This window comes from Pseudomonas sp. HT11 (genome assembly GCF_044875395.1).
Classification (GTDB): Bacteria; Pseudomonadota; Gammaproteobacteria; order Pseudomonadales; family Pseudomonadaceae; genus Aquipseudomonas.
Window position 1 is genome coordinate 5664961 of record NZ_CP173217.1, and the last position, 20904, is coordinate 5685864.

Annotated in this window: 14 protein-coding genes, 6 tRNA genes and 3 rRNA genes; 2 read left to right on the forward strand and 21 right to left on the reverse strand. The window is 54.7% G+C overall.

Annotated features, from left to right (window positions below; genetic code table 11):
* Positions 1 to 20 precede the first annotated feature (20 nt).
* The 20 genes from rpoB to tyrS all read right to left on the reverse strand — a co-directional run bounded on the left by rpoB (position 21) and on the right by tyrS (position 17693).
* Complete coding sequence (gene rpoB / locus ABWL43_RS26205) at positions 21 to 4094, reverse strand: DNA-directed RNA polymerase subunit beta (RefSeq protein WP_053258275.1); 4074 nt, start codon at positions 4092 to 4094, stop codon at positions 21 to 23.
* 220 nt (positions 4095 to 4314) lie between these two features.
* Positions 4315 to 4680, reverse strand: coding sequence for a 50S ribosomal protein L7/L12 (gene rplL, locus ABWL43_RS26210; protein WP_010566858.1), 366 nt, complete (start codon positions 4678 to 4680; stop codon positions 4315 to 4317).
* 78 nt (positions 4681 to 4758) lie between these two features.
* The gene (gene rplJ, locus ABWL43_RS26215) at positions 4759 to 5259 is read right to left on the reverse strand and encodes a 50S ribosomal protein L10 (protein WP_010174464.1); all 501 of its coding nucleotides are present in this window, start codon (positions 5257 to 5259) and stop codon (positions 4759 to 4761) included.
* A 199-nt stretch (positions 5260 to 5458) separates the two neighbouring features.
* Complete coding sequence (rplA, locus tag ABWL43_RS26220) at positions 5459 to 6154, reverse strand: 50S ribosomal protein L1 (protein ID WP_003232403.1); 696 nt, start codon at positions 6152 to 6154, stop codon at positions 5459 to 5461.
* The gene (rplK, locus tag ABWL43_RS26225; RefSeq protein ID WP_003176435.1) at positions 6154 to 6585 is read right to left on the reverse strand and encodes a 50S ribosomal protein L11; all 432 of its coding nucleotides are present in this window, start codon (positions 6583 to 6585) and stop codon (positions 6154 to 6156) included. The genes rplA and rplK overlap by 1 nt, the downstream gene beginning before the upstream one ends.
* A 117-nt stretch (positions 6586 to 6702) precedes the next feature.
* Entirely contained in the window at positions 6703 to 7236 is a 534-nt protein-coding gene (gene nusG / locus ABWL43_RS26230) for a transcription termination/antitermination protein NusG (protein ID WP_003176436.1), read from the reverse strand.
* Between the two features lie 9 nt (positions 7237 to 7245).
* Positions 7246 to 7614, reverse strand: coding sequence for a preprotein translocase subunit SecE (gene secE / locus ABWL43_RS26235; protein ID WP_003194658.1), 369 nt, complete (start codon positions 7612 to 7614; stop codon positions 7246 to 7248).
* Positions 7615 to 7659: 45 nt separating this feature from the next.
* A tRNA-Trp gene (locus ABWL43_RS26240) sits at positions 7660 to 7735 on the reverse strand.
* Positions 7736 to 7896: 161 nt separating this feature from the next.
* Positions 7897 to 7972, reverse strand: a tRNA-Thr gene (locus tag ABWL43_RS26245).
* Between the two features lie 26 nt (positions 7973 to 7998).
* Positions 7999 to 8072, reverse strand: a tRNA-Gly gene (locus tag ABWL43_RS26250).
* Between the two features lie 24 nt (positions 8073 to 8096).
* Positions 8097 to 8181, reverse strand: a tRNA-Tyr gene (locus tag ABWL43_RS26255).
* 142 nt (positions 8182 to 8323) lie between these two features.
* Positions 8324 to 8770 carry a hypothetical protein gene (locus ABWL43_RS26260; protein ID WP_404485373.1) on the reverse strand — a complete coding sequence of 149 codons (447 nt, stop codon included), beginning with the start codon at positions 8768 to 8770 and terminating at the stop codon, positions 8324 to 8326.
* A gap of 8 nt (positions 8771 to 8778) precedes the next feature.
* Complete coding sequence (locus ABWL43_RS26265; RefSeq protein WP_404485376.1) at positions 8779 to 9528, reverse strand: pantothenate kinase; 750 nt, start codon at positions 9526 to 9528, stop codon at positions 8779 to 8781.
* A complete protein-coding gene (birA, locus tag ABWL43_RS26270) occupies positions 9518 to 10477 on the reverse strand; it encodes a bifunctional biotin--[acetyl-CoA-carboxylase] ligase/biotin operon repressor BirA (RefSeq protein WP_145162707.1) in 960 nt (319 codons plus the stop codon). Before birA ends, ABWL43_RS26265 begins: the two co-directional genes overlap by 11 nt.
* A gap of 232 nt (positions 10478 to 10709) precedes the next feature.
* A 5S ribosomal RNA gene (gene rrf / locus ABWL43_RS26275) occupies positions 10710 to 10825 on the reverse strand.
* A gap of 170 nt (positions 10826 to 10995) precedes the next feature.
* Positions 10996 to 13887, reverse strand: a 23S ribosomal RNA gene (locus ABWL43_RS26280).
* A 251-nt stretch (positions 13888 to 14138) separates the two neighbouring features.
* Positions 14139 to 14214: transfer RNA gene (locus tag ABWL43_RS26285), tRNA-Ala, on the reverse strand.
* Positions 14215 to 14244: 30 nt separating this feature from the next.
* A tRNA-Ile gene (locus tag ABWL43_RS26290) sits at positions 14245 to 14321 on the reverse strand.
* 82 nt (positions 14322 to 14403) lie between these two features.
* Positions 14404 to 15940, reverse strand: a 16S ribosomal RNA gene (locus tag ABWL43_RS26295).
* The 16S, 23S and 5S rRNA genes sit together here with 2 tRNA genes alongside, the layout of an rRNA operon.
* Before the next feature lie 553 nt (positions 15941 to 16493).
* Positions 16494 to 17693 (reverse strand): tyrosine--tRNA ligase, encoded by a 1200-nt coding sequence (gene tyrS / locus ABWL43_RS26300; RefSeq protein WP_404485380.1) that lies wholly within the window; start codon positions 17691 to 17693, stop codon positions 16494 to 16496.
* Positions 17694 to 17902: 209 nt separating this feature from the next.
* Between tyrS and ABWL43_RS26305 the strand changes: the two genes are divergently transcribed.
* Positions 17903 to 19315, forward strand: a complete 1413-nt coding sequence (locus tag ABWL43_RS26305) for a peptidoglycan DD-metalloendopeptidase family protein (RefSeq protein WP_404485383.1) — start codon at positions 17903 to 17905, stop codon at positions 19313 to 19315.
* A 3-nt stretch (positions 19316 to 19318) separates the two neighbouring features.
* On the forward strand, positions 19319 to 20410 hold the full coding sequence (locus ABWL43_RS26310; RefSeq protein WP_404485386.1) for an anhydro-N-acetylmuramic acid kinase: 1092 nt from the start codon (positions 19319 to 19321) through the stop codon (positions 20408 to 20410).
* 63 nt (positions 20411 to 20473) lie between these two features.
* On the opposite strand, the gene erpA is transcribed toward ABWL43_RS26310, so the two are convergent.
* Positions 20474 to 20824 (reverse strand): iron-sulfur cluster insertion protein ErpA, encoded by a 351-nt coding sequence (gene erpA / locus ABWL43_RS26315; protein ID WP_003176443.1) that lies wholly within the window; start codon positions 20822 to 20824, stop codon positions 20474 to 20476.
* Positions 20825 to 20904: the final 80 nt, after the last annotated feature.

Here is a 20904-nt window from a genome sequence, read left to right on the forward strand (position 1 = left end):
CTCTCGATTCGCGTCACGTGTTATTCGGTTTCCAGATCGATATCGATGCCGAGGGAACGAATTTCTTTGATCAACACGTTGAAGGACTCGGGCATGCCCGGCTCCATACGGTGATCGCCGTCCACGATGTTTTTGTACATCTTGGTCCGACCGTTCACATCGTCCGACTTCACTGTGAGCATTTCTTGCAGAGTGTAAGCAGCACCGTATGCTTCCAGTGCCCAGACCTCCATCTCCCCGAAACGCTGACCACCGAACTGAGCCTTACCACCCAGCGGCTGCTGGGTAACCAGGCTGTACGAACCGGTAGAACGAGCGTGCATCTTGTCGTCTACCAAGTGGTTCAGCTTCAGCATGTACATGTAGCCAACAGTAACCGGGCGCTCAAACTTGTTGCCGGTACGGCCGTCGAACAGCTGCATCTGGCCGCTTTCTGGCAGGTCTGCCAGTTTCAGCATGGCCTTGATTTCGCTTTCCTTGGCACCGTCGAACACCGGGGTAGCCATTGGAACGCCGCCGCGCAGGTTCTTCGCCAGATCCAGGATTTCCTGGTCGGAGAAGGTGTCCAGCTCTTCGTTGCGACCGCCGATCTCGTTGTAGATCTCGTGCAGGAACTTACGCAGGTCTGCGACCTTGCGCTGCTCTTCGATCATACGGTTGATCTTCTCGCCCAGACCTTTGGCCGCGAGGCCCAGGTGGGTTTCAAGGATCTGACCAACGTTCATACGCGAAGGTACGCCCAACGGGTTGAGGACGACGTCGACCGGGGTGCCATTGGCATCGTGCGGCATGTCTTCAACCGGCATGATCACGGAGACCACACCTTTGTTACCGTGACGACCGGCCATCTTGTCGCCCGGCTGGATGCGGCGACGGATTGCCAGGTAAACCTTGACGATTTTCAGCACGCCTGGAGCCAGGTCATCGCCCTGCTGCAGTTTGCGCTTCTTGTCTTCGAACTTGTCGTCCAGCAGACGGCGACGATCAACGATGTAGGCCTGGGCCTTCTCGAGCTGCTCGTTCAGAGCATCTTCAGCCATGCGCAGTTTGAACCACTGGCCGTGCTCAAGACCGTCGAGGATTTCGTCGGTGATGTCCTGACCTTTCTTCAGACCTGCGCCGCCTTCAGCCTTGTGGCCTACCAGAGCGGAACGCAGACGTTCGAAGGTCGCGCCTTCAACGATACGGAACTCTTCGTTCAGGTCCTTGCGGATCTCGTCGAGTTGAGTCTTCTCGATGGACAGTGCACGAGCATCACGCTCAACGCCGTCACGCGTGAAGACCTGTACGTCGATGACAGTACCCTTGGTACCGGTAGGTACGCGCAGGGAAGTGTCTTTAACGTCGCTGGCTTTTTCACCGAAGATGGCACGCAACAGCTTCTCTTCCGGCGTCAGTTGGGTCTCGCCTTTCGGAGTGACCTTACCGACCAGGATGTCGCCTGCGCCAACTTCAGCACCTACGTAAACGATACCGGCTTCGTCCAGCTTGTTCAGTGCAGCTTCACCCACGTTCGGGATGTCTGCAGTGATTTCCTCTGGCCCAAGCTTGGTGTCACGTGCCACACAGGTCAGTTCCTGGATGTGGATCGTGGTGAAGCGGTCTTCTTGAACAACACGCTCGGACAGGCAGATGGAGTCTTCGAAGTTGAAGCCGTTCCATGCCATGAACGCGATGCGCATGTTCTGACCCAGTGCCAGCTCACCCATGTCGGTGGACGGGCCGTCGGCCATGATGTCGCTACGCTGAACGCGATCACCCTTGCTCACCAGCGGACGCTGGTTAATGCAGGTGTTCTGGTTCGAGCGGGTGTATTTGGTCAGGTTGTAGATGTCGACACCGGCTTCGCCAGTTTCAACTTCGTCATCGGCAACACGAACCACGATACGGCTGGCATCAACAGAGTCGATCACGCCGCCACGACGAGCCACGACGCAAACGCCGGAGTCACGCGCTACGTTACGCTCCATGCCGGTACCTACCAGCGGCTTGTCAGCACGCAGAGTCGGTACAGCTTGACGCTGCATGTTGGAACCCATCAACGCACGGTTGGCGTCATCGTGCTCCAGGAACGGGATCAGCGACGCTGCAACAGAAACTACCTGCTTGGGCGAAACGTCCATCAAGGTGACGTCTTCCGGCGCCTTAACGGTGAACTCGTTCAAGTGACGAACAGCTACCAGCTCGTCGATCAGGACTTTCTTGTCGTTCATCGTGGCCGAAGCCTGAGCGATCACGTGATCAGCTTCTTCGATGGCGGACAGGAACACGATCTCGTCGGTGACCAGAGCGTCTTTCACTACGCGGTACGGGCTCTCGAGGAAGCCGTACTGGTTAGTGCGCGCATAAGCGGCCAGGGAGTTGATCAGACCGATGTTCGGACCTTCCGGCGTTTCGATCGGGCAAACACGACCGTAGTGCGTCGGGTGAACGTCACGAACTTCAAAGCCTGCACGCTCACGGGTCAGACCGCCCGGGCCCAGTGCGGAAACACGGCGCTTGTGGGTGATCTCGGAGAGCGGGTTGTTCTGGTCCATGAACTGCGAGAGCTGGCTGGAACCGAAGAACTCTTTCACCGCCGCAGCCACTGGCTTGGCGTTGATCAGGTCTTGCGGCATCAGGCCTTCGCTTTCAGCCATCGACAGACGCTCTTTGACCGCACGTTCTACACGTACCAAGCCAACGCGGAACTGGTTCTCGGCCATTTCGCCTACGCAGCGAACACGACGGTTACCCAGGTGGTCGATGTCATCGACGATGCCTTTACCGTTACGGATGTCGACCAGAGTCTTCAGTACCGCGACGATGTCTTCCTTGCACAACACGCCCGAACCTTCGATCTCGGTACGACCGATACGACGGTTGAACTTCATCCGGCCGACCGCAGACAGGTCATAGCGCTCAGGGCTGAAGAACAGGTTGTTGAACAGGGTCTCGGCAGCGTCTTTGGTTGGTGGCTCACCAGGACGCATCATGCGATAGATCTCGACCAGCGCTTCCAATTGGTTGCTGGTGGAGTCGATCTTCAGTGTGTCGGAGATGAACGGACCGCAGTCGATATCGTTGGTGTACAGAGTCTCGATGCGAACAACCTGAGCCTTGGCGATTTTCGCCAGGATCTCGGTGTTCAGCTCGGTGTTGCACTCAGCCAGGATTTCGCCTGTCGCCGGGTGAACGATGACCTTGGCGGTGGTGCGACCCAGGACGTAGTCCAAAGGCACGTCCAGCGACTTGATACCGGCTTTTTCGATCTGGTTGATGTGGCGCGCAGTAATACGGCGGCCGGCTTCAACGATGACCTTGCCGTTTTCATCCTGGATATCCAGGACAGCAATTTCACCACGCAGACGCGAAGCAATCAGTTCCAGGCTGAGGGTTTCATCCTTCAGGCTGAACACGTTGGTGGTGTAGAAGGCATCCAGCACCTGCTCGGTGGTATAGCCGAGCGCGCGCAGCAGTACCGAGGCCGGCAGCTTGCGACGACGGTCGATACGCACGAACACGCAGTCTTTCGGGTCGAACTCGAAGTCCAACCACGAACCGCGGTACGGAATGATCCGCGCGGAGTACAGGAGCTTACCGGAGCTGTGCGTCTTGCCGCGGTCGTGGTCGAAGAACACGCCCGGGGAACGGTGCAGCTGGGAAACGATAACGCGCTCGGTACCGTTGATAACGAAGGTACCGTTTTCAGTCATCAATGGGATTTCGCCCATGTAGACTTCTTGCTCTTTGATGTCCTTGATCGCTTTGTTCGACGATTCTTTGTCGAAAATGATCAGACGGACTTTTACCCGCAAAGGTACGGCGTACGTAACACCGCGCAACACGCATTCTTTGACATCAAATGCCGGTTCGCCCAGGCGATAACCGACGTACTCCAGCGCAGCATTGCCGGAGTAGCTGATGATCGGGAAAACGGATTTGAAGGCCGCATGCAGGCCCACGTCGCGGAACTGATCTTTAGTCGCTCCCGCTTGCAAGAATTCACGATACGAATCCAGCTGGATAGCCAGAAGGTACGGGACATCCATGACGTCCGGCAACTTGCTAAAGTCCTTGCGGATACGTTTTTTCTCAGTATATGAGTAAGCCATCAGCGTTCCCCAGCTTGGTCACCTGCTTGTTTGGCCCCTCCCGACGGGAGCAGCCAGAAAATCTCGCAAACCCCATGGTTTGCACCACCGCATCGGGTGGCTACAGCGCGTTAGTGGCGGCGACCGAGTCGACAGCCAAGAACGGAAAAAGGCCGGTGGCAAGAGCCACCAGCCATCAGCCTTCAGCTTAACGCTTGGGCTGGAGACGCAAGGTCGATGCTTACTTCAGCTCGACTTTAGCGCCTGCTTCTTCCAGCACTGCTTTGGCTTTGTCAGCGGCGTCTTTGGACACTGCTTCCAGAACCTGGGCAGGAGCGCCGTCAACTACAGCCTTGGCTTCTTTCAGGCCCAGACCGGTCAGTTCACGAACTGCCTTGATCACGTTTACTTTCTTCTCGCCAGCTTCCAGCAGCATGACGTTGAATTCGGTTTGCTCTTCAGCAGCAACAGCAGCAACAGCTGGGCCAGCGGAAGCAGCGGCAGCGGAAACGCCGAATTTTTCTTCGAAAGCTTTGATCAGCTCAACAACCTGCAGAACCGACATTTCAGCTACGGCGTTGAGGATATCTTCTTGGGAGATAGACATTACTGTATTTCCTGAATTGGGGGACGGCCTACGCGGCCATCGAAATAAACAAAAATACGCGAAAGGAGGTGCTCAGCCTTAGGCTGCGGCAGCTTCTTTTTGCTCGCGAACTGCAGCCAGAGTACGAGCCAGCTTGCTGGTAGCGCCTTGAATCACGCTCATCAGCTGCGAAATAGCTTCGTTACGGGTCGGCAGTGTTGCCAGTACGTCGATTTGGTTAGCTGCGAGGAACTTGCCCTCGAACGCAGCTGCCTTGATCTCGAACTTATCCTGACTCTTGGCGAATTCTTTGAACAAACGGGCAGCAGCGCCTGGATGTTCTTTGGAGAACGCGATCAGAGTCGGGCCGGTGAACACGTCGTTGAGAACACTGTATTCAGTGTCAGCAACAGCGCGCTTGAGCAGGGTGTTACGTACAACACGTACGTATACGCCAGCTTCACGAGCCTCTTTACGGAGTCCGGTCATAGCGCCTACTGTCACACCACGGGCATCAGCCACGACAGCGGACAGAGCAGCTTTGGCAGCCTCGTTGACTTCAGCGACGATGGCCTTCTTGTCTTCGAGATTAATTGCCACGGGTTTAACTCCTGCTTGTTACCGTTTCATCTGGCCGAAGCCGGATGTCGTTTTGGTGTCTGATTCGGTAAGGAACCGGGAGCACCATCTGCGTAGGCTTGTGGTTTAAGACTTGCGCCGCCTACGGTCTTGGATAGCCCCCGCCAGGCAGGGACCCCAATTTTTTCAATCAGCGCGATCTCTCGCGCCAACTTGTGTCTTATACGTCCAGCGAGCCTTGGTCGATGACCAGACCTGGGCCCATAGTGGTGCTCAGGGTAACGCGCTTGACGTAGATACCTTTCGAGGAAGCTGGCTTGATACGCTTCAGATCAGCGATCAGGGCTTCAACGTTTTCCTTCAGCTTGACGGCATCGAAGCCGACTTTGCCAACGGAGGTGTGAATGATGCCGTTTTTGTCGGTGCGATAACGAACCTGACCAGCCTTGGCGTTTTTAACCGCGGTAGCTACGTCTGGCGTTACGGTGCCGACTTTAGGGTTAGGCATCAGACCACGTGGACCGAGGATCTGACCCAACTGACCTACAACGCGCATTGCATCCGGGGAGGCAATAACTACGTCGTAGTTCAGGTCGCCGCCTTTCATTTCGGCAGCCAGGTCGTCCATGCCAACGCGATCAGCGCCGGCGGCCAGAGCAGCTTCAGCTGCCGGGCCTTGGGTGAAGACAGCAACACGTACAGTCTTGCCAGTACCGTGTGGCAGCACAGTAGCGCTACGAACGACCTGGTCGGATTTACGTGGGTCAACACCCAGGTTTACAGCAACGTCAACGGACTCGCTGAACTTGACAGTCGACAGCTCGGTCAGCAGGGCAGCAGCGTCTACAAAGTTGTAGGCCTTGCCTGCTTCGATTTTGCCGGCGATAGCCTTTTGGCGCTTGGTCAGCTTAGCCATTACACACCCTCCACGTTAAGGCCCATGCTACGAGCAGAGCCGGCGATGGTACGCACGGCTGCATCCATATCAGCTGCAGTCAGATCCGCGTTTTTGGTTTTCGCGATTTCTTCCAGCTGAGCACGAGTTACGGTGCCAACCTTAACGGTGTTAGGACGAGCGGAACCGCTAGTCAGACCTGCAGCCTTCTTCAGCAAAACCGAAGCCGGGGTCGACTTGGTTTCGAAAGTGAAGCTACGGTCGCTGTATACAGTGATGATCACTGGAGTCGGCAGACCTGGCTCAAGACCCTGAGTACGGGCGTTGAAGGCCTTGCAGAATTCCATGATGTTCACGCCGTGCTGACCCAGAGCTGGGCCGACAGGTGGACTTGGGTTGGCCTGAGCGGCCTTCACTTGCAGCTTGATGTAAGCGGTAATCTTCTTGGCCATGAGGCACTCCAATTACGGGTTCAAACGCCTCGAAAGGCTCCCCGGTTACTTGCGCGTTTATCCCAGTGACGACAAAACCCCACAGCCTAGGGCTGCGGGGTTGGGATGCTTGCTCAGCTAGACCTTTTCGACCTGGCTGAACTCCAGCTCTACCGGAGTAGAACGACCGAAAATGAGCACTGCCACTTGGATCCGGCTCTTTTCGTAGTTAACTTCTTCGACGGTGCCGTTGAAATCAGCAAACGGACCATCTGTGACACGAACAACCTCACCCGGCTCGAACAACGTCTTCGGCTTAGGTTTGTCGCTGCCGTCAGCAACACGACGCAGAATCGCTTCCGCCTCTTTGTCAGTGATCGGAGCAGGCTTATCAGCAGTACCGCCGATGAAACCCATGACACGAGGAGTGTCCTTGACCAAGTGCCAAGTACCTTCATTCATGTCCATCTGAACCAGCACGTAGCCAGGGAAGAACTTGCGTTCGCTTTTACGCTTTTGGCCATTCCGCATTTCAACCACTTCTTCAGTGGGAACCAGAATTTCGCCGAAGCCATCTTCCATGCCTGCCAGCTTTACGCGCTCTAGCAAAGAGCGCATGACATGCTTCTCGTAACCCGAGTAAGCATGCACAACGTACCAACGCTTAGCCACGGGACACCCTTAGCCAACAATCAAGGAAACAAGCCAGCCGAGCAGGGAATCAAGCCCCCACAACAGCAACGCCATAACCAGAACAACAGCCACAACAATCAACGTGGTCTGCGTGGTTTCTTGGCGAGTCGGCCAAACGACTTTACGGATTTCTGTGCGAGCTTCCTTTACCAGGACTGCGAAAGACTTGCCTTTGGCAGTCTGCAGGCCTACAAAGGCAGCTACAGCAGCAAGGGCAAGCAAAGCAAGTACGCGGTACAGGATCGGCGAAGCAGAATAGTACTGATTGCCAACAACGCCTACGACCACCAATGCGACCACAGCAAGCCACTTGACCAGATCGAAACGAGAGCTTTGAGCTTCAGCCTTAGGAGTCATCTATGAAGATCCTGTGAAAAGAAAGCCAGACACACCACGTGAATCTGGCAGGTCAGGAGGGAATCGAACCCCCAACCTACGGTTTTGGAGACCGTCGCTCTGCCAATTGAGCTACTGACCTAAAACAAAATCAGGCCGACCATTATGCAGGCCTGAAAAAGACTTTACAACAACCAACCCCAAGAGACTTGAAACCACCCAACATCAAAGCCAGGCAAAACACCATCAAGCCGAGATAGCTGTTAAAACAAAGGCAGATATTTTCATATCTGCCTTGTTATATGGAGCTCTTGAGCGGATTTGAACCGCTGACCTCACCCTTACCAAGGGTGTGCTCTACCAACTGAGCTACAAGAGCAAAACACCGTGCACAACCTGCAAACTTGGAGCGGGTAGCGGGAATCGAACCCGCATCATCAGCTTGGAAGGCTGAGGTTCTACCACTAAACTATACCCGCGGAGCTTGCAGCTCACGCTAAAAATGGTGGAGGGGGAAGGATTCGAACCTTCGAAGTCGTAGACGTCAGATTTACAGTCTGATCCCTTTGGCCGCTCGGGAACCCCTCCTAAGCGAGCCGGCATTCTACATCACGCCGGCCTTCTGTCAAGCATTTTCTCATTAAAAATATGAGGTTAGCTGCGTTGACCTTCGCTTCACGCTGTAGACCGTAAAGGTCTTCACTGCGAAGCGGGCGCCATTCTATGCAAACTATTCGACAGTTGCAACGCCTTCGCACAACATTATTTTATGTTTTAACTCATTGAATTCCTTAGCAAGGTTTTCAAAGGGCAGATCATCGGCCAGTCGCCTGCTTTCAGGGGACACACGGAGCCAATAGCCGGTAGTGCCCGGCACATTGAGCAGTTGCACCTTGACCTTTATATCCAGACTCATCAGACGCTGCTCAAGCAACTGCGCTTGTCGCTGATCAGCAAAGCCGCCTATGTATAAGCATGTATTTTGTGACTCAGGGGCGTTTGCCCGATCACGGCGGACAACCGAATCAGAAGACTCACTCAATAGCCGGATGTCTTGCTGAGAGCCGCGATAGAGGCTCAGAGGCGTAACGTCCTTGGCGCGCAACGGCGCCTCTTGTTGATGCCAGATGTAATAGAAGGCATTGAGAACGAGCAAGAGCAAAAACAGCCAACGCATAAAAAACCTCAGGACAAAGGGCACGCCATCGCCAGCCCCACAAAAACGAGATCCGGTACAAAACGAGCCTGCGGTACGGCATCCGAGACCAGGTCAGCATCCCCACCCGTCAGGAAGACTGTGAAATCATCCCCCCAATAGCGCCGAGCCAACTCAAGCTGGGTCAATACAAACCCTCGAAGCATGAGGGCGCAGCCACGCTCAACGGCCTCAACAGTGGTTCGACCTGGGGAAAGACGCTCCATGGCCTGCTCGGCCGCTGCATCGTCGTAGCGGATCTTGCGGGTATGTGTTCGCAACTGACTGCGCATCAGAGGCATTCCAGGGCATATAAAGCCTCCTAGATGCTCACCATCAGCAGCGATAAAGTCCGCAGTCGCTGCGGTACCGAAGTCGAGCACCAAGCAAGCACCCGGCGCCAACTTGAAACCGCCAAGCATTGCCAACCAGCGATCAAGACCGAGGCGCTCGTATTCTTCATAACCGTTGCGCACTCCCGCCATTTCTCTTGCTGAGGCAGCGCAAGACACTGTGACACCAAAAGCCTCCTGCAATGCTTCAACCAACTTTCCAGTTTCCTCTGAAGCACGAACGCTCACCAGACGGCATCGTGTCAGCAGCAGACCCGGAATGGCGGTCAGACTTTCTATTAATGCGAGATCTGAACCGACAACACCCTCTGCGCAGGCGCCAGCGCTCTGCGCCTCGAGTACCCGCCACTTAATAAAGCTATTTCCACAGTCGAGCTCAAGAATCATCGCGCAGCCTCAGGCTTAACTCACCACCGCTATATATTTTCTCGACACCATCGACGTTCAGACGCAGCGCGCCCTGGTGATCAATTCCCAGCACAACCCCATCAATCTGATTGACGCCCGCAATGAGAGTCACAGCCCGACCCTGCCACAAATGATTTCGCTCCCACTCCTCCTGCAGCGCAGTAAAGCCAAAGGCCTTGTGGCGCTCCAGGTGACTTTGCAGCTGTAGACTTAGCCGTGCAACCAGGTAATTACGATCGACGGGCGAGCCTGTTTCCAATTGCACCGAGGTCCACTGCTGATCTACCTCAGCAGCCTGCCGCATGTTCACGTTAATGCCTATGCCGAGAACCACGTGGCAGATGTCTGCAGGGTCACCTACTAACTCAAGCAAGATGCCGGCAATTTTCTTGCGCCCTACGAGGACGTCGTTTGGCCACTTCAGTGCCGCGCCCTGTACACCTGAATCACGCAGCGCCTGCATGACCGCCAATCCCACTACAAGGCTAAGACCCTCCAGCTGCCGCAGCCCACCTTCGATGCGCAATACAAGGCTGTAGTAGACATTCTGAGCGAATGGACTAACCCACGTGCGGCCTCGCCTCCCCCTGCCGGCCGTCTGCTGCTCAGCAAGCACCAGAAATGGCGCAGCAACGCCGGCGTCGACAAGACGCAACGCTTCAGCATTAGTGGAATCGATAGAGTCAGAGATGTGAACGGGCCATGCCAAAGAAGCGGCATTCACCGCAATTTCTTCTTTGCTCAGGAACACCAGTGGCGAAGCCAGTTGATACCCTTTGCCGCGAATTTTATGAATGGGCAAATTCAGCTCTGCCTCAAGGTGCTGGAGCTGCTTCCAAACAGCACTGCGGCTGACACCCAGGGCGGCACCCAGCGCTTCTCCGGAATGGAATCGGCCATCTTTCAGAAGTTCTAACAACGTCAGCATGCAAGTATCGCCTCACAATGAGGCACGCATGATAGCCATGCGTAAGGCCATTGCATAGAAAGGCCGGGATTTAGCGCCCATAGCCCGGAGGTAGCGGGAAGACTGGAGGCTGCGCCTACCAGGAAAGCACACATTATCGTTGACGCGCATCGCGAGCCTTTACACTTGCGCTTTTCGACTGCCCAAAACAAAGCCCCTGTTTGCGTTAGCAAACAGGGGCTCTGGAATTTAATCTTGACGATGACCTACTCTCACATGGGGAAACCCCACACTACCATCGGCGATGCATCGTTTCACTGCTGAGTTCGGGATGGGATCAGGTGGTTCCAATGCTCTATGGTCGTCAAGAAATTCGGGTACTGAGTCGTGACCATGTGGTCTCGCTTCAGCAAATTGGGTATGTGACAGCTTTCGGTGTTTTGTGAGATTCGAACTTTCGGTTCATTTCGTCTTCACACACCGCAATCTGGTGCTCTTTGGCTTTTCAGCTCGAAGCAAGCAAATTGCTTGGGTGTTATATGGTCAAGCCTCACGGGCAATTAGTATTGGTTAGCTCAACGCCTCACAGCGCTTACACACCCAACCTATCAACGTCGTAGTCTTCGACGGCCCTTCAGGGAACTCAAGGTTCCAGTGAGATCTCATCTTGAGGCTAGTTTCCCGCTTAGATGCTTTCAGCGGTTATCTATTCCGAACATAGCTACCCGGCAATGCCACTGGCGTGACAACCGGAACACCAGAGGTTCGTCCACTCCGGTCCTCTCGTACTAGGAGCAGCCCCTCTCAAATCTCAAACGTCCACGGCAGATAGGGACCGAACTGTCTCACGACGTTCTAAACCCAGCTCGCGTACCACTTTAAATGGCGAACAGCCATACCCTTGGGACCGGCTTCAGCCCCAGGATGTGATGAGCCGACATCGAGGTGCCAAACACCGCCGTCGATATGAACTCTTGGGCGGTATCAGCCTGTTATCCCCGGAGTACCTTTTATCCGTTGAGCGATGGCCCTTCCATACAGAACCACCGGATCACTAAGACCTACTTTCGTACCTGCTCGACGTGTCTGTCTCGCAGTCAAGCGCGCTTTTGCCTTTATACTCTACGACCGATTTCCGACCGGTCTGAGCGCACCTTCGTACTCCTCCGTTACTCTTTAGGAGGAGACCGCCCCAGTCAAACTACCCACCATACACTGTCCTCGATCCGGATAACGGACCTGAGTTAGAACCTCAAAGTTGCCAGGGTGGTATTTCAAGGTTGGCTCCACGCAGACTGGCGTCCACGCTTCAAAGCCTCCCACCTATCCTACACAAGCAAATTCAAAGTCCAGTGCAAAGCTATAGTAAAGGTTCACGGGGTCTTTCCGTCTAGCCGCGGATACACTGCATCTTCACAGCGATTTCAATTTCACTGAGTCTCGGGTGGAGACAGCGCCGCCATCGTTACGCCATTCGTGCAGGTCGGAACTTACCCGACAAGGAATTTCGCTACCTTAGGACCGTTATAGTTACGGCCGCCGTTTACCGGGGCTTCGATCAAGAGCTTCGCGTTAGCTAACCCCATCAATTAACCTTCCGGCACCGGGCAGGCGTCACACCCTATACGTCCACTTTCGTGTTTGCAGAGTGCTGTGTTTTTAATAAACAGTCGCAGCGGCCTGGTATCTTCGACCGGCATGAGCTTACGGAGCAAGTCCTTCACCCTCACCGGCGCACCTTCTCCCGAAGTTACGGTGCCATTTTGCCTAGTTCCTTCACCCGAGTTCTCTCAAGCGCCTTGGTATTCTCTACCCAACCACCTGTGTCGGTTTGGGGTACGGTTCCTGGTTACCTGAAGCTTAGAAGCTTTTCTTGGAAGCATGGCATCAACCACTTCGTTAACTAAAAGTTAACTCGTCATCAGCTCTCGGCCTTAGAATCCCGGATTTACCTAAGATTCCAGCCTACCACCTTAAACTTGGACAACCAACGCCAAGCTGGCCTAGCCTTCTCCGTCCCTCCATCGCAATAACCAGAAGTACAGGAATATTAACCTGTTTTCCATCGACTACGCTTTTCAGCCTCGCCTTAGGGACCGACTAACCCTGCGTCGATTAACGTTGCGCAGGAAACCTTGGTCTTTCGGCGTGGGTGTTTTTCACACCCATTGTCGTTACTCATGTCAGCATTCGCACTTCTGATACCTCCAGCAAGCTTCTCAACTCACCTTCACAGGCTTACAGAACGCTCCTCTACCGCATCACTTACGTGATACCCGTAGCTTCGGTGTATGGTTTGAGCCCCGTTACATCTTCCGCGCAGGCCGACTCGACTAGTGAGCTATTACGCTTTCTTTAAAGGGTGGCTGCTTCTAAGCCAACCTCCTAGCTGTCTAAGCCTTCCCACATCGTTTCCCACTTAACCATAACTTTGGGACCTTAGCTGACGGTCTGGGTTGTTTCCCTTTTCACGACGGACGTTAGCACCCGCCGTGTGTCTCCCATGCTCGGCACTTGTAGGTATTCGGAGTTTGCATCGGTTTGGTAAGTCGGGATGACCCCCTAGCCGAAACAGTGCTCTACCCCCTACAGTGATACATGAGGCGCTACCTAAATAGCTTTCGAGGAGAACCAGCTATCTCCGAGCTTGATTAGCCTTTCACTCCGATCCACAGGTCATCCGCTAACTTTTCAACGGTAGTCGGTTCGGTCCTCCAGTTAGTGTTACCCAACCTTCAACCTGCCCATGGATAGATCGCCCGGTTTCGGGTCTATTCCCAGCGACTAGACGCCCTATTAAGACTCGCTTTCGCTACGCCTCCCCTATTCGGTTAAGCTCGCCACTGAAAATAAGTCGCTGACCCATTATACAAAAGGTACGCAGTCACAGAACAAAGTCTGCTCCCACTGCTTGTACGCATACGGTTTCAGGATCTATTTCACTCCCCTCTCCGGGGTTCTTTTCGCCTTTCCCTCACGGTACTAGTTCACTATCGGTCAGTCAGTAGTATTTAGCCTTGGAGGATGGTCCCCCCATATTCAGACAAAGTTTCTCGTGCTCCGTCCTACTCGATTTCATGACTAAGAGACTTTCGCGTACAGGGCTATCACCCACTATGGCCGCACTTTCCAGAGCGTTCCGCTAATCTCAAAGCCACTTAAGGGCTAGTCCCCGTTCGCTCGCCACTACTAAGGGAATCTCGGTTGATTTCTTTTCCTCAGGGTACTTAGATGTTTCAGTTCCCCTGGTTCGCCCCTTACACCTATGTATTCAGTGTAAGGTAACCATCTTATGATGGCTGGGTTCCCCCATTCAGACATCTCCGGATCAAAGTCTGTTTGCCGACTCCCCGAAGCTTTTCGCAGGCTACCACGTCTTTCATCGCCTCTGACTGCCAAGGCATCCACCGTATGCGCTTCTTCACTTGACCATATAACCCCAAGCAATCTGGTTATACTGTGAAGACAACATTCGCCGAAAATTCGATAATACTCAATTACGAGTAACTCACAAATTTTACCTTAGCCTGATCCGTTACCAGTGAAAGTAACGTTCAGTCTATCTTTCTATCACATACCCAAATTTTTAAAGAACGATCTAATCAAAGACTAGAAATCAACATTCACCATCGCCTGGATGGAATGCTCATTTCTAAGCTTTCAAAACTTTCAGAAGCAGTAGTGGTGGAGCCAAACGGGATCGAACCGTTGACCTCCTGCGTGCAAGGCAGGCGCTCTCCCAGCTGAGCTATGGCCCCGTATTTCTACAGGCGTTTCCCACACAAAATTGGTGGGTCTGGGCAGATTCGAACTGCCGACCTCACCCTTATCAGGGGTGCGCTCTAACCAACTGAGCTACAGACCCAATTTCGGGCTGCTTCTTATCGTCTTCTTCAATGAATCAAGCAATTCGTGTGGGAGCTTATGGAGCAGCTGATGTCGTCGATTAAGGAGGTGATCCAGCCGCAGGTTCCCCTACGGCTACCTTGTTACGACTTCACCCCAGTCATGAATCACACCGTGGTAACCGTCCTCCCGAAGGTTAGACTAGCTACTTCTGGTGCAACCCACTCCCATGGTGTGACGGGCGGTGTGTACAAGGCCCGGGAACGTATTCACCGCGACATTCTGATTCGCGATTACTAGCGATTCCGACTTCACGCAGTCGAGTTGCAGACTGCGATCCGGACTACGATCGGTTTTATGGGATTAGCTCCACCTCGCGGCTTGGCAACCCTCTGTACCGACCATTGTAGCACGTGTGTAGCCCAGGCCGTAAGGGCCATGATGACTTGACGTCATCCCCACCTTCCTCCGGTTTGTCACCGGCAGTCTCCTTAGAGTGCCCACCATTACGTGCTGGTAACTAAGGACAAGGGTTGCGCTCGTTACGGGACTTAACCCAACATCTCACGACACGAGCTGACGACAGCCATGCAGCACCTGTCTCAATGTTCCCGAAGGCACCAATCTATCTCTAGAAAGTTCATTGGATGTCAAGGCCTGGTAAGGTTCTTCGCGTTGCTTCGAATTAAACCACATGCTCCACCGCTTGTGCGGGCCCCCGTCAATTCATTTGAGTTTTAACCTTGCGGCCGTACTCCCCAGGCGGTCAACTTAATGCGTTAGCTGCGCCACTAAAAGCTCAAGGCTTCCAACGGCTAGTTGACATCGTTTACGGCGTGGACTACCAGGGTATCTAATCCTGTTTGCTCCCCACGCTTTCGCACCTCAGTGTCAGTATTAGTCCAGGTGGTCGCCTTCGCCACTGGTGTTCCTTCCTATATCTACGCATTTCACCGCTACACAGGAAATTCCACCACCCTCTACCATACTCTAGTCAGTCAGTTTTGAATGCAGTTCCCAGGTTGAGCCCGGGGATTTCACATCCAACTTAACAAACCACCTACGCGCGCTTTACGCCCAGTAATTCCGATTAACGCTTGCACCCTCTGTATTACCGCGGCTGCTGGCACAGAGTTAGCCGGTGCTTATTCTGTCGGTAACGTCAAAACACTAACGTATTAGGTTAATGCCCTTCCTCCCAACTTAAAGTGCTTTACAATCCGAAGACCTTCTTCACACACGCGGCATGGCTGGATCAGGCTTTCGCCCATTGTCCAATATTCCCCACTGCTGCCTCCCGTAGGAGTCTGGACCGTGTCTCAGTTCCAGTGTGACTGATCATCCTCTCAGACCAGTTACGGATCGTCGCCTTGGTGAGCCATTACCTCACCAACTAGCTAATCCGACCTAGGCTCATCTGATAGCGCAAGGCCCGAAGGTCCCCTGCTTTCTCCCGTAGGACGTATGCGGTATTAGCGTCCGTTTCCGAACGTTATCCCCCACTACCAGGCAGATTCCTAGGCATTACTCACCCGTCCGCCGCTCTCAAGAGAAGCAAGCTTCTCTCTACCGCTCGACTTGCATGTGTTAGGCCTGCCGCCAGCGTTCAATCTGAGCCATGATCAAACTCTTCAGTTCAAACATCTTTGGGTTTTTAAGAAACCCTAAACTTGGCTCAGCAATCGTTGGTTACATCTTTGATTTCTCGCGGAGTAACTTGTGATGCTGATAATCTTGTTGACTATCAGTCTGACTCCACAAGCACCCACACGAATTGCTTGATTCAGTTGTTAAAGAGCGGTTGGTTAAGATCTTTCGTCTCAACCGAGGCGCGCATTCTACAGCAGCCTCATTTGCTGTCAAGTGATTATTTTCAGAAGTTTTCGAAGATTTCTTCAACAACTTCAACCACTTGCGCTTCCGATCTCTCGTTAGCGGGAGGCGAATTCTACAGCGTTACACGCTGCTGTCAACACCTCTTTTTCTCCGCTTTCGATCGAGAAGATCGAAACGTTAATAGAGCCAAACAACACCACTCTACCAACTCCTTCTGGGCTTCGATGAACTGAAGCAACTCGCTGTCGAATCTCGCGCAACTCTTTGTTTACCAAGGAGTTTTCCGTTTCGACTGCGCCGGAAGTGGGGCGAATTATAGACAGATATAAAACGCCGTCAACACTTAATTTCAGGTTTATTCGGATTTAAGCGTAATACGCGCAAATGCCTTCTTACCTGCCTGGCAAACGTGGGTAGCGCCCAGCTCGTATATAAAGGTGCGATCAACAACCTCACCATCTATACGCACGCCGCCGGAACCCAGCAGGTCACGCGCAACCGCCGAGTTCTTCACCAGGCCAGCCCTATTAAGGACAGCAGCGATCGGCATAGCTTCAGCAGCAGTCAGCTCGATCTCCGGCAGATCATCCGGTAACTCGCCATCCTTCATGCGATTGCCTGCCGCACGGTGAGCACTTGCCGCAGCCTCTTCACCATGAAAGCGCGCCACAATCTCTTCGGCCAACTTGATCTTCACGTCACGCGGATTGGCACCCGCCTCGACGTCAGCACGCAGCGCATTGATCTCGTCCATCGAGCGGAAACTCAACAGCTCGAAGTAACGCCACATCAACGCATCCGGAATCGAAACCAGCTTGCCGTACATCACACCCGGCGCTTCCTGGATACCTACATAGTTACCCAAGGACTTGGACATCTTCTTGACGCCATCCAACCCCTCCAGCAACGGCATGGTCAGAATGCACTGCGCCTCTTGCCCATACGCACGTTGCAGCTCACGCCCCATCAGCAGGTTGAACTTCTGATCAGTACCCCCCAACTCAACGTCCGCGCGCAACGCCACCGAGTCATACCCTTGAACCAGCGGGTACAGGAACTCGTGAATCGCGATCGGCTGATTAGTGGAGTAGCGCTTGTCGAAGTCATCGCGCTCAAGCATGCGTGCCACGGTGTACTGGGATGTCAGGCGGATAAAGTCAGCCGGCCCCATCTGGTCCATCCAGGTGGAGTTGAAGGCCACTTCGGTCTTGGCCGGATCAAGAATCTTGAACACCTGAGTCTTGTAGGTCTCGGCATTATCGAGAACCTGCTCACGGGTCAGCGGCGGGCGCGTCGCGCTCTTGCCGCTTGGATCACCGATCATCCCGGTGAAGTCACCTATAAGGAAGATGACTTGATGCCCCAGCTCCTGGAACTGACGCAGCTTATTAATAAGCACGGTGTGACCCAGGTGCAGATCCGGCGCCGTTGGATCGAAGCCAGCCTTAATACGCAGGGGTTGGCCACGCTTGAGCTTTTCGATCAGCTCGGCCTCGACCAACAGTTCTTCCGCACCACGTTTTATCAGCGCTAGCTGCTCTTCAACCGACTTCATAACAGACCCGCAAGGCTCAGATTCAAAAGGGAACCAACCATACAAGATCAGGGACTAATTACAAGTTTTGCCCTGCGCACGGACACCGTTCAGCAAGCCCAGCATTCGCAAGCTTGCGCCACAGATGATTTGGTTATATTTTATACAGTTATTTCATCTTCATCATGTCATTCATCTTTTCCATTTCATCTTCAAAGTCAAAATTACTTATGACCACAGAACCGTCTAAAGCGCCGCCGCTTTACCCGAAGACCCACCTGCTCGCCGCAAGTGGTATCGCCGCTCTTCTCAGCCTGGCACTCCTGGTATTCCCTTCCAGTGACGTAGAAGCCAAACGAACATCCCTGAGCCTTGACCTGGAAAGTCCAGTTGAACAACTGACACAAGATCAAGACGCTGCCGACGCGCAACAAGCCACAAATGCACCCACTGAATCACCCTTTGCGCAGATAGAAAGCACTCCCGAAGACACTCAACACGCCACTCAAGAGCCGCCTGCGGCCGTCGCGGCCAAGAATCCCCTGCACCGCGAAGTGATCGTGGCCAAAGGCGACACTCTTTCAACGCTGTTCGAGAAAGTGGGCCTGCCCGCCTCTACTGTTAATGAGGTGCTGGCCAGCGATAAACAAGCCAAGCAATTCACTCAGCTCAAGCACGGGCAGAAGCTTCAGTTCGAGTTGGCACCCAACGGCCAGCTGAACAACCTGCACAGCAATGTCAGCGACCTCGAAAGCATCACGCTGACCAAAGGCGCCAAAGGCTTTGCCTTCAACCGCATCACCACCAAACCGGTGATGCGCTCGGCCTACATACATGGCGTGATCAACAGTTCGCTGTCGCAATCGGCCGCCCGCGCGGGCTTGTCCCACAGCATGACCATGGACATGGCCAGCGTGTTTGGCTACGACATCGACTTCGCTCAGGACATTCGCCAAGGCGACGAATTCGACGTGATCTACGAGCAGAAAGTCGCCAACGGCAAAGTGGTCGGCACCGGCGCCATCCTTTCGGCGCGTTTCACCAACCGCGGCAAGACCTACACCGCCGTTCGCTATACCAACAAACAAGGCAATACCAGCTACTACACCGCTGATGGCAACAGCATGCGCAAGGCCTTCATCCGTACGCCGGTAGACTTCGCCCGCATCAGCTCGCGTTTCTCCATGGGCCGCAAACACCCGATCCTCAACAAGATCCGCGCTCACAAAGGCGTCGACTATGCCGCCCCGCGTGGCACGCCGATCAAAGCAGCCGGCGATGGCAAGGTGCTGCTGGCTGGGCGTCGCGGTGGCTACGGCAATACCGTGATCATCCAGCACGGCAACACCTACCGCACGCTGTATGGCCACATGCAAGGGTTCGCCAAAGGCGTATCCACAGGCAGCAACGTCAAGCAAGGCCAGGTGATCGGCTACATCGGCACCACAGGCCTGTCCACTGGCCCGCACTTACACTATGAATTCCAGGTGAACGGCGTTCACGTCGATCCATTGGGCCAGAAGCTGCCAATGGCCGACCCGATCGCCAAAGCCGAGCGCGCACGCTTCCTGCAGCAAAGCCAGCCGTTGATGGCCCGCATGGACCAGGAGCGCTCTACCCTGCTGGCCTCGGCGAAGCGCTAAGGTATGCCGCGCTATATAGGTGTGATGTCCGGGACCAGCCTTGATGGCCTGGATATCGCCCTGATCGAACAAGACCCGGCGATCAACTTGATCGCCACGCACTACATCCCGATGCCCGAGACCCTGCGCGCCGAGCTGCTAAGCCTGTGCGCCAGCGGCCCGGACGAGATCGCCCGTTCAGCGATTGCCCAGCAACACTGGGTAACGCTCGCCGCCCAAGGCATCCATGCCTTGCTGCAACAGCAGAACCTCAAGCCCGAAGACATTCGCGCCATTGGCAGCCACGGGCAGACGATCCGCCACGAGCCGGCCCGCGGCTTTACCGTGCAGATCGGTAACCCTGCGCTGCTCACCGAGCTGACAGCCATCACCGTGGTCAGCGACTTCCGCAGCCGCGACGTCGCCGCCGGCGGCCAGGGCGCGCCGCTCGTGCCGGCCTTTCATGAGGCGTTGTTCGGTGAGCGTACCGGCAACCGTGCCGTATTAAACGTTGGCGGGTTCAGCAACCTCAGCCTGATCGAGACCGGCAAACCGGTAGCCGGCTTCGACTGCGGCCCCGGAAACGTCTTGCTGGATGCCTGGATTCACCAACAGCGCGGCGAGCACTTTGACCGTGACGGCCAGTGGGCCGCCAGTGGCAAGGTTGAGCCTCAGTTGCTCAGCCGCCTACTCAGCGACCCCTTCTTCCTCACCCAAGGCCCGAAAAGTACCGGACGCGAAGTCTTCAACCTGAGCTGGCTGCAGCACCACCTTGGCACACTGCCCGCGTTTAAGCCTCAGGACGTACAGGCAACCCTGCTTGAACTGACGGCGCTGACCATCGTTGAATCCTTGCAAACTGCACAGTCCGAGACTGAAACGCTACTGGTCTGTGGTGGCGGCGCGCATAACGCCACACTGATGAACCGTCTGGCGGCGCTGCTGCCGTCCACCCAAGTCAGCAGCACCGCCACTTATGGCGTCGATCCCGACTGGGTCGAAGCCATGGCCTTCGCCTGGCTGGCCCATTGCTGCCTTGAAGGCATTGCCGCCAACCGCCCCAGCGTCACCGGCGCACGTGGGCTGCGGGTACTGGGCGCGATTTACCCGGCCTAACTCCCAGACAGCAAAACGCCGCTTGGCTTTCAAAGCCAAGCGGCGTTTTTTATCTGCCGTGGATCAGATCGAGAACGAAGACCCGCACCCACACGTCGTGGTGGCATTCGGGTTCTTGATCACGAAACGCGAACCTTCCAGACCTTCCTGATAATCCACCTCGGCACCTGCCAGGTATTGGAAGCTCATCGGGTCCACGACCAGGCTGACGCCTTCGCGCTCGACGATAGTGTCATCATCGGCCACATCTTCATCGAAGGTAAAACCGTACTGAAACCCTGAACAACCGCCGCCCGTAACAAATACGCGCAGCTTCAAGCGATCATTACCCTCTTCATCGACCAGGCTCTTCACCTTGTGCGCAGCACCGTGGGTGAATTGCAAAGCCGTGGGGGTGAAGGACTCAACGCTCATGCTGATAATCTCCCGGCGTACCGCCGCCATATGCGTAATGGCGGGCATTATCCGCTTCTCCTAGAAAAGCGGTCAACTAT

Bases quoted from the DNA above. Each gene is read 5' to 3' on its own strand.
- rpoB (WP_053258275.1), bottom strand. From the start codon at position 4,094: ATGGCTTACTCATATACTGAGAAAAAACGTATCCGCAAGGACTTTAGC.
- rplL (WP_010566858.1), bottom strand. From the start codon at position 4,680: ATGTCTATCTCCCAAGAAGATATCCTCAACGCCGTAGCTGAAATGTCG.
- rplA (WP_003232403.1), bottom strand. From the start codon at position 6,154: ATGGCTAAGCTGACCAAGCGCCAAAAGGCTATCGCCGGCAAAATCGAA.
- rplK (WP_003176435.1), bottom strand. From the start codon at position 6,585: ATGGCCAAGAAGATTACCGCTTACATCAAGCTGCAAGTGAAGGCCGCT.
- secE (WP_003194658.1), bottom strand. From the start codon at position 7,614: ATGACTCCTAAGGCTGAAGCTCAAAGCTCTCGTTTCGATCTGGTCAAG.
- ABWL43_RS26260 (WP_404485373.1), bottom strand. From the start codon at position 8,770: ATGCGTTGGCTGTTTTTGCTCTTGCTCGTTCTCAATGCCTTCTATTAC.
- ABWL43_RS26265 (WP_404485376.1), bottom strand. From the start codon at position 9,528: ATGATTCTTGAGCTCGACTGTGGAAATAGCTTTATTAAGTGGCGGGTA.
- birA (WP_145162707.1), bottom strand. From the start codon at position 10,477: ATGCTGACGTTGTTAGAACTTCTGAAAGATGGCCGATTCCATTCCGGA.
- tyrS (WP_404485380.1), bottom strand. From the start codon at position 17,693: ATGAAGTCGGTTGAAGAGCAGCTAGCGCTGATAAAACGTGGTGCGGAA.
- ABWL43_RS26305 (WP_404485383.1), top strand. From the start codon at position 17,903: ATGACCACAGAACCGTCTAAAGCGCCGCCGCTTTACCCGAAGACCCAC.
- ABWL43_RS26310 (WP_404485386.1), top strand. From the start codon at position 19,319: ATGCCGCGCTATATAGGTGTGATGTCCGGGACCAGCCTTGATGGCCTG.
- erpA (WP_003176443.1), bottom strand. From the start codon at position 20,824: ATGAGCGTTGAGTCCTTCACCCCCACGGCTTTGCAATTCACCCACGGT.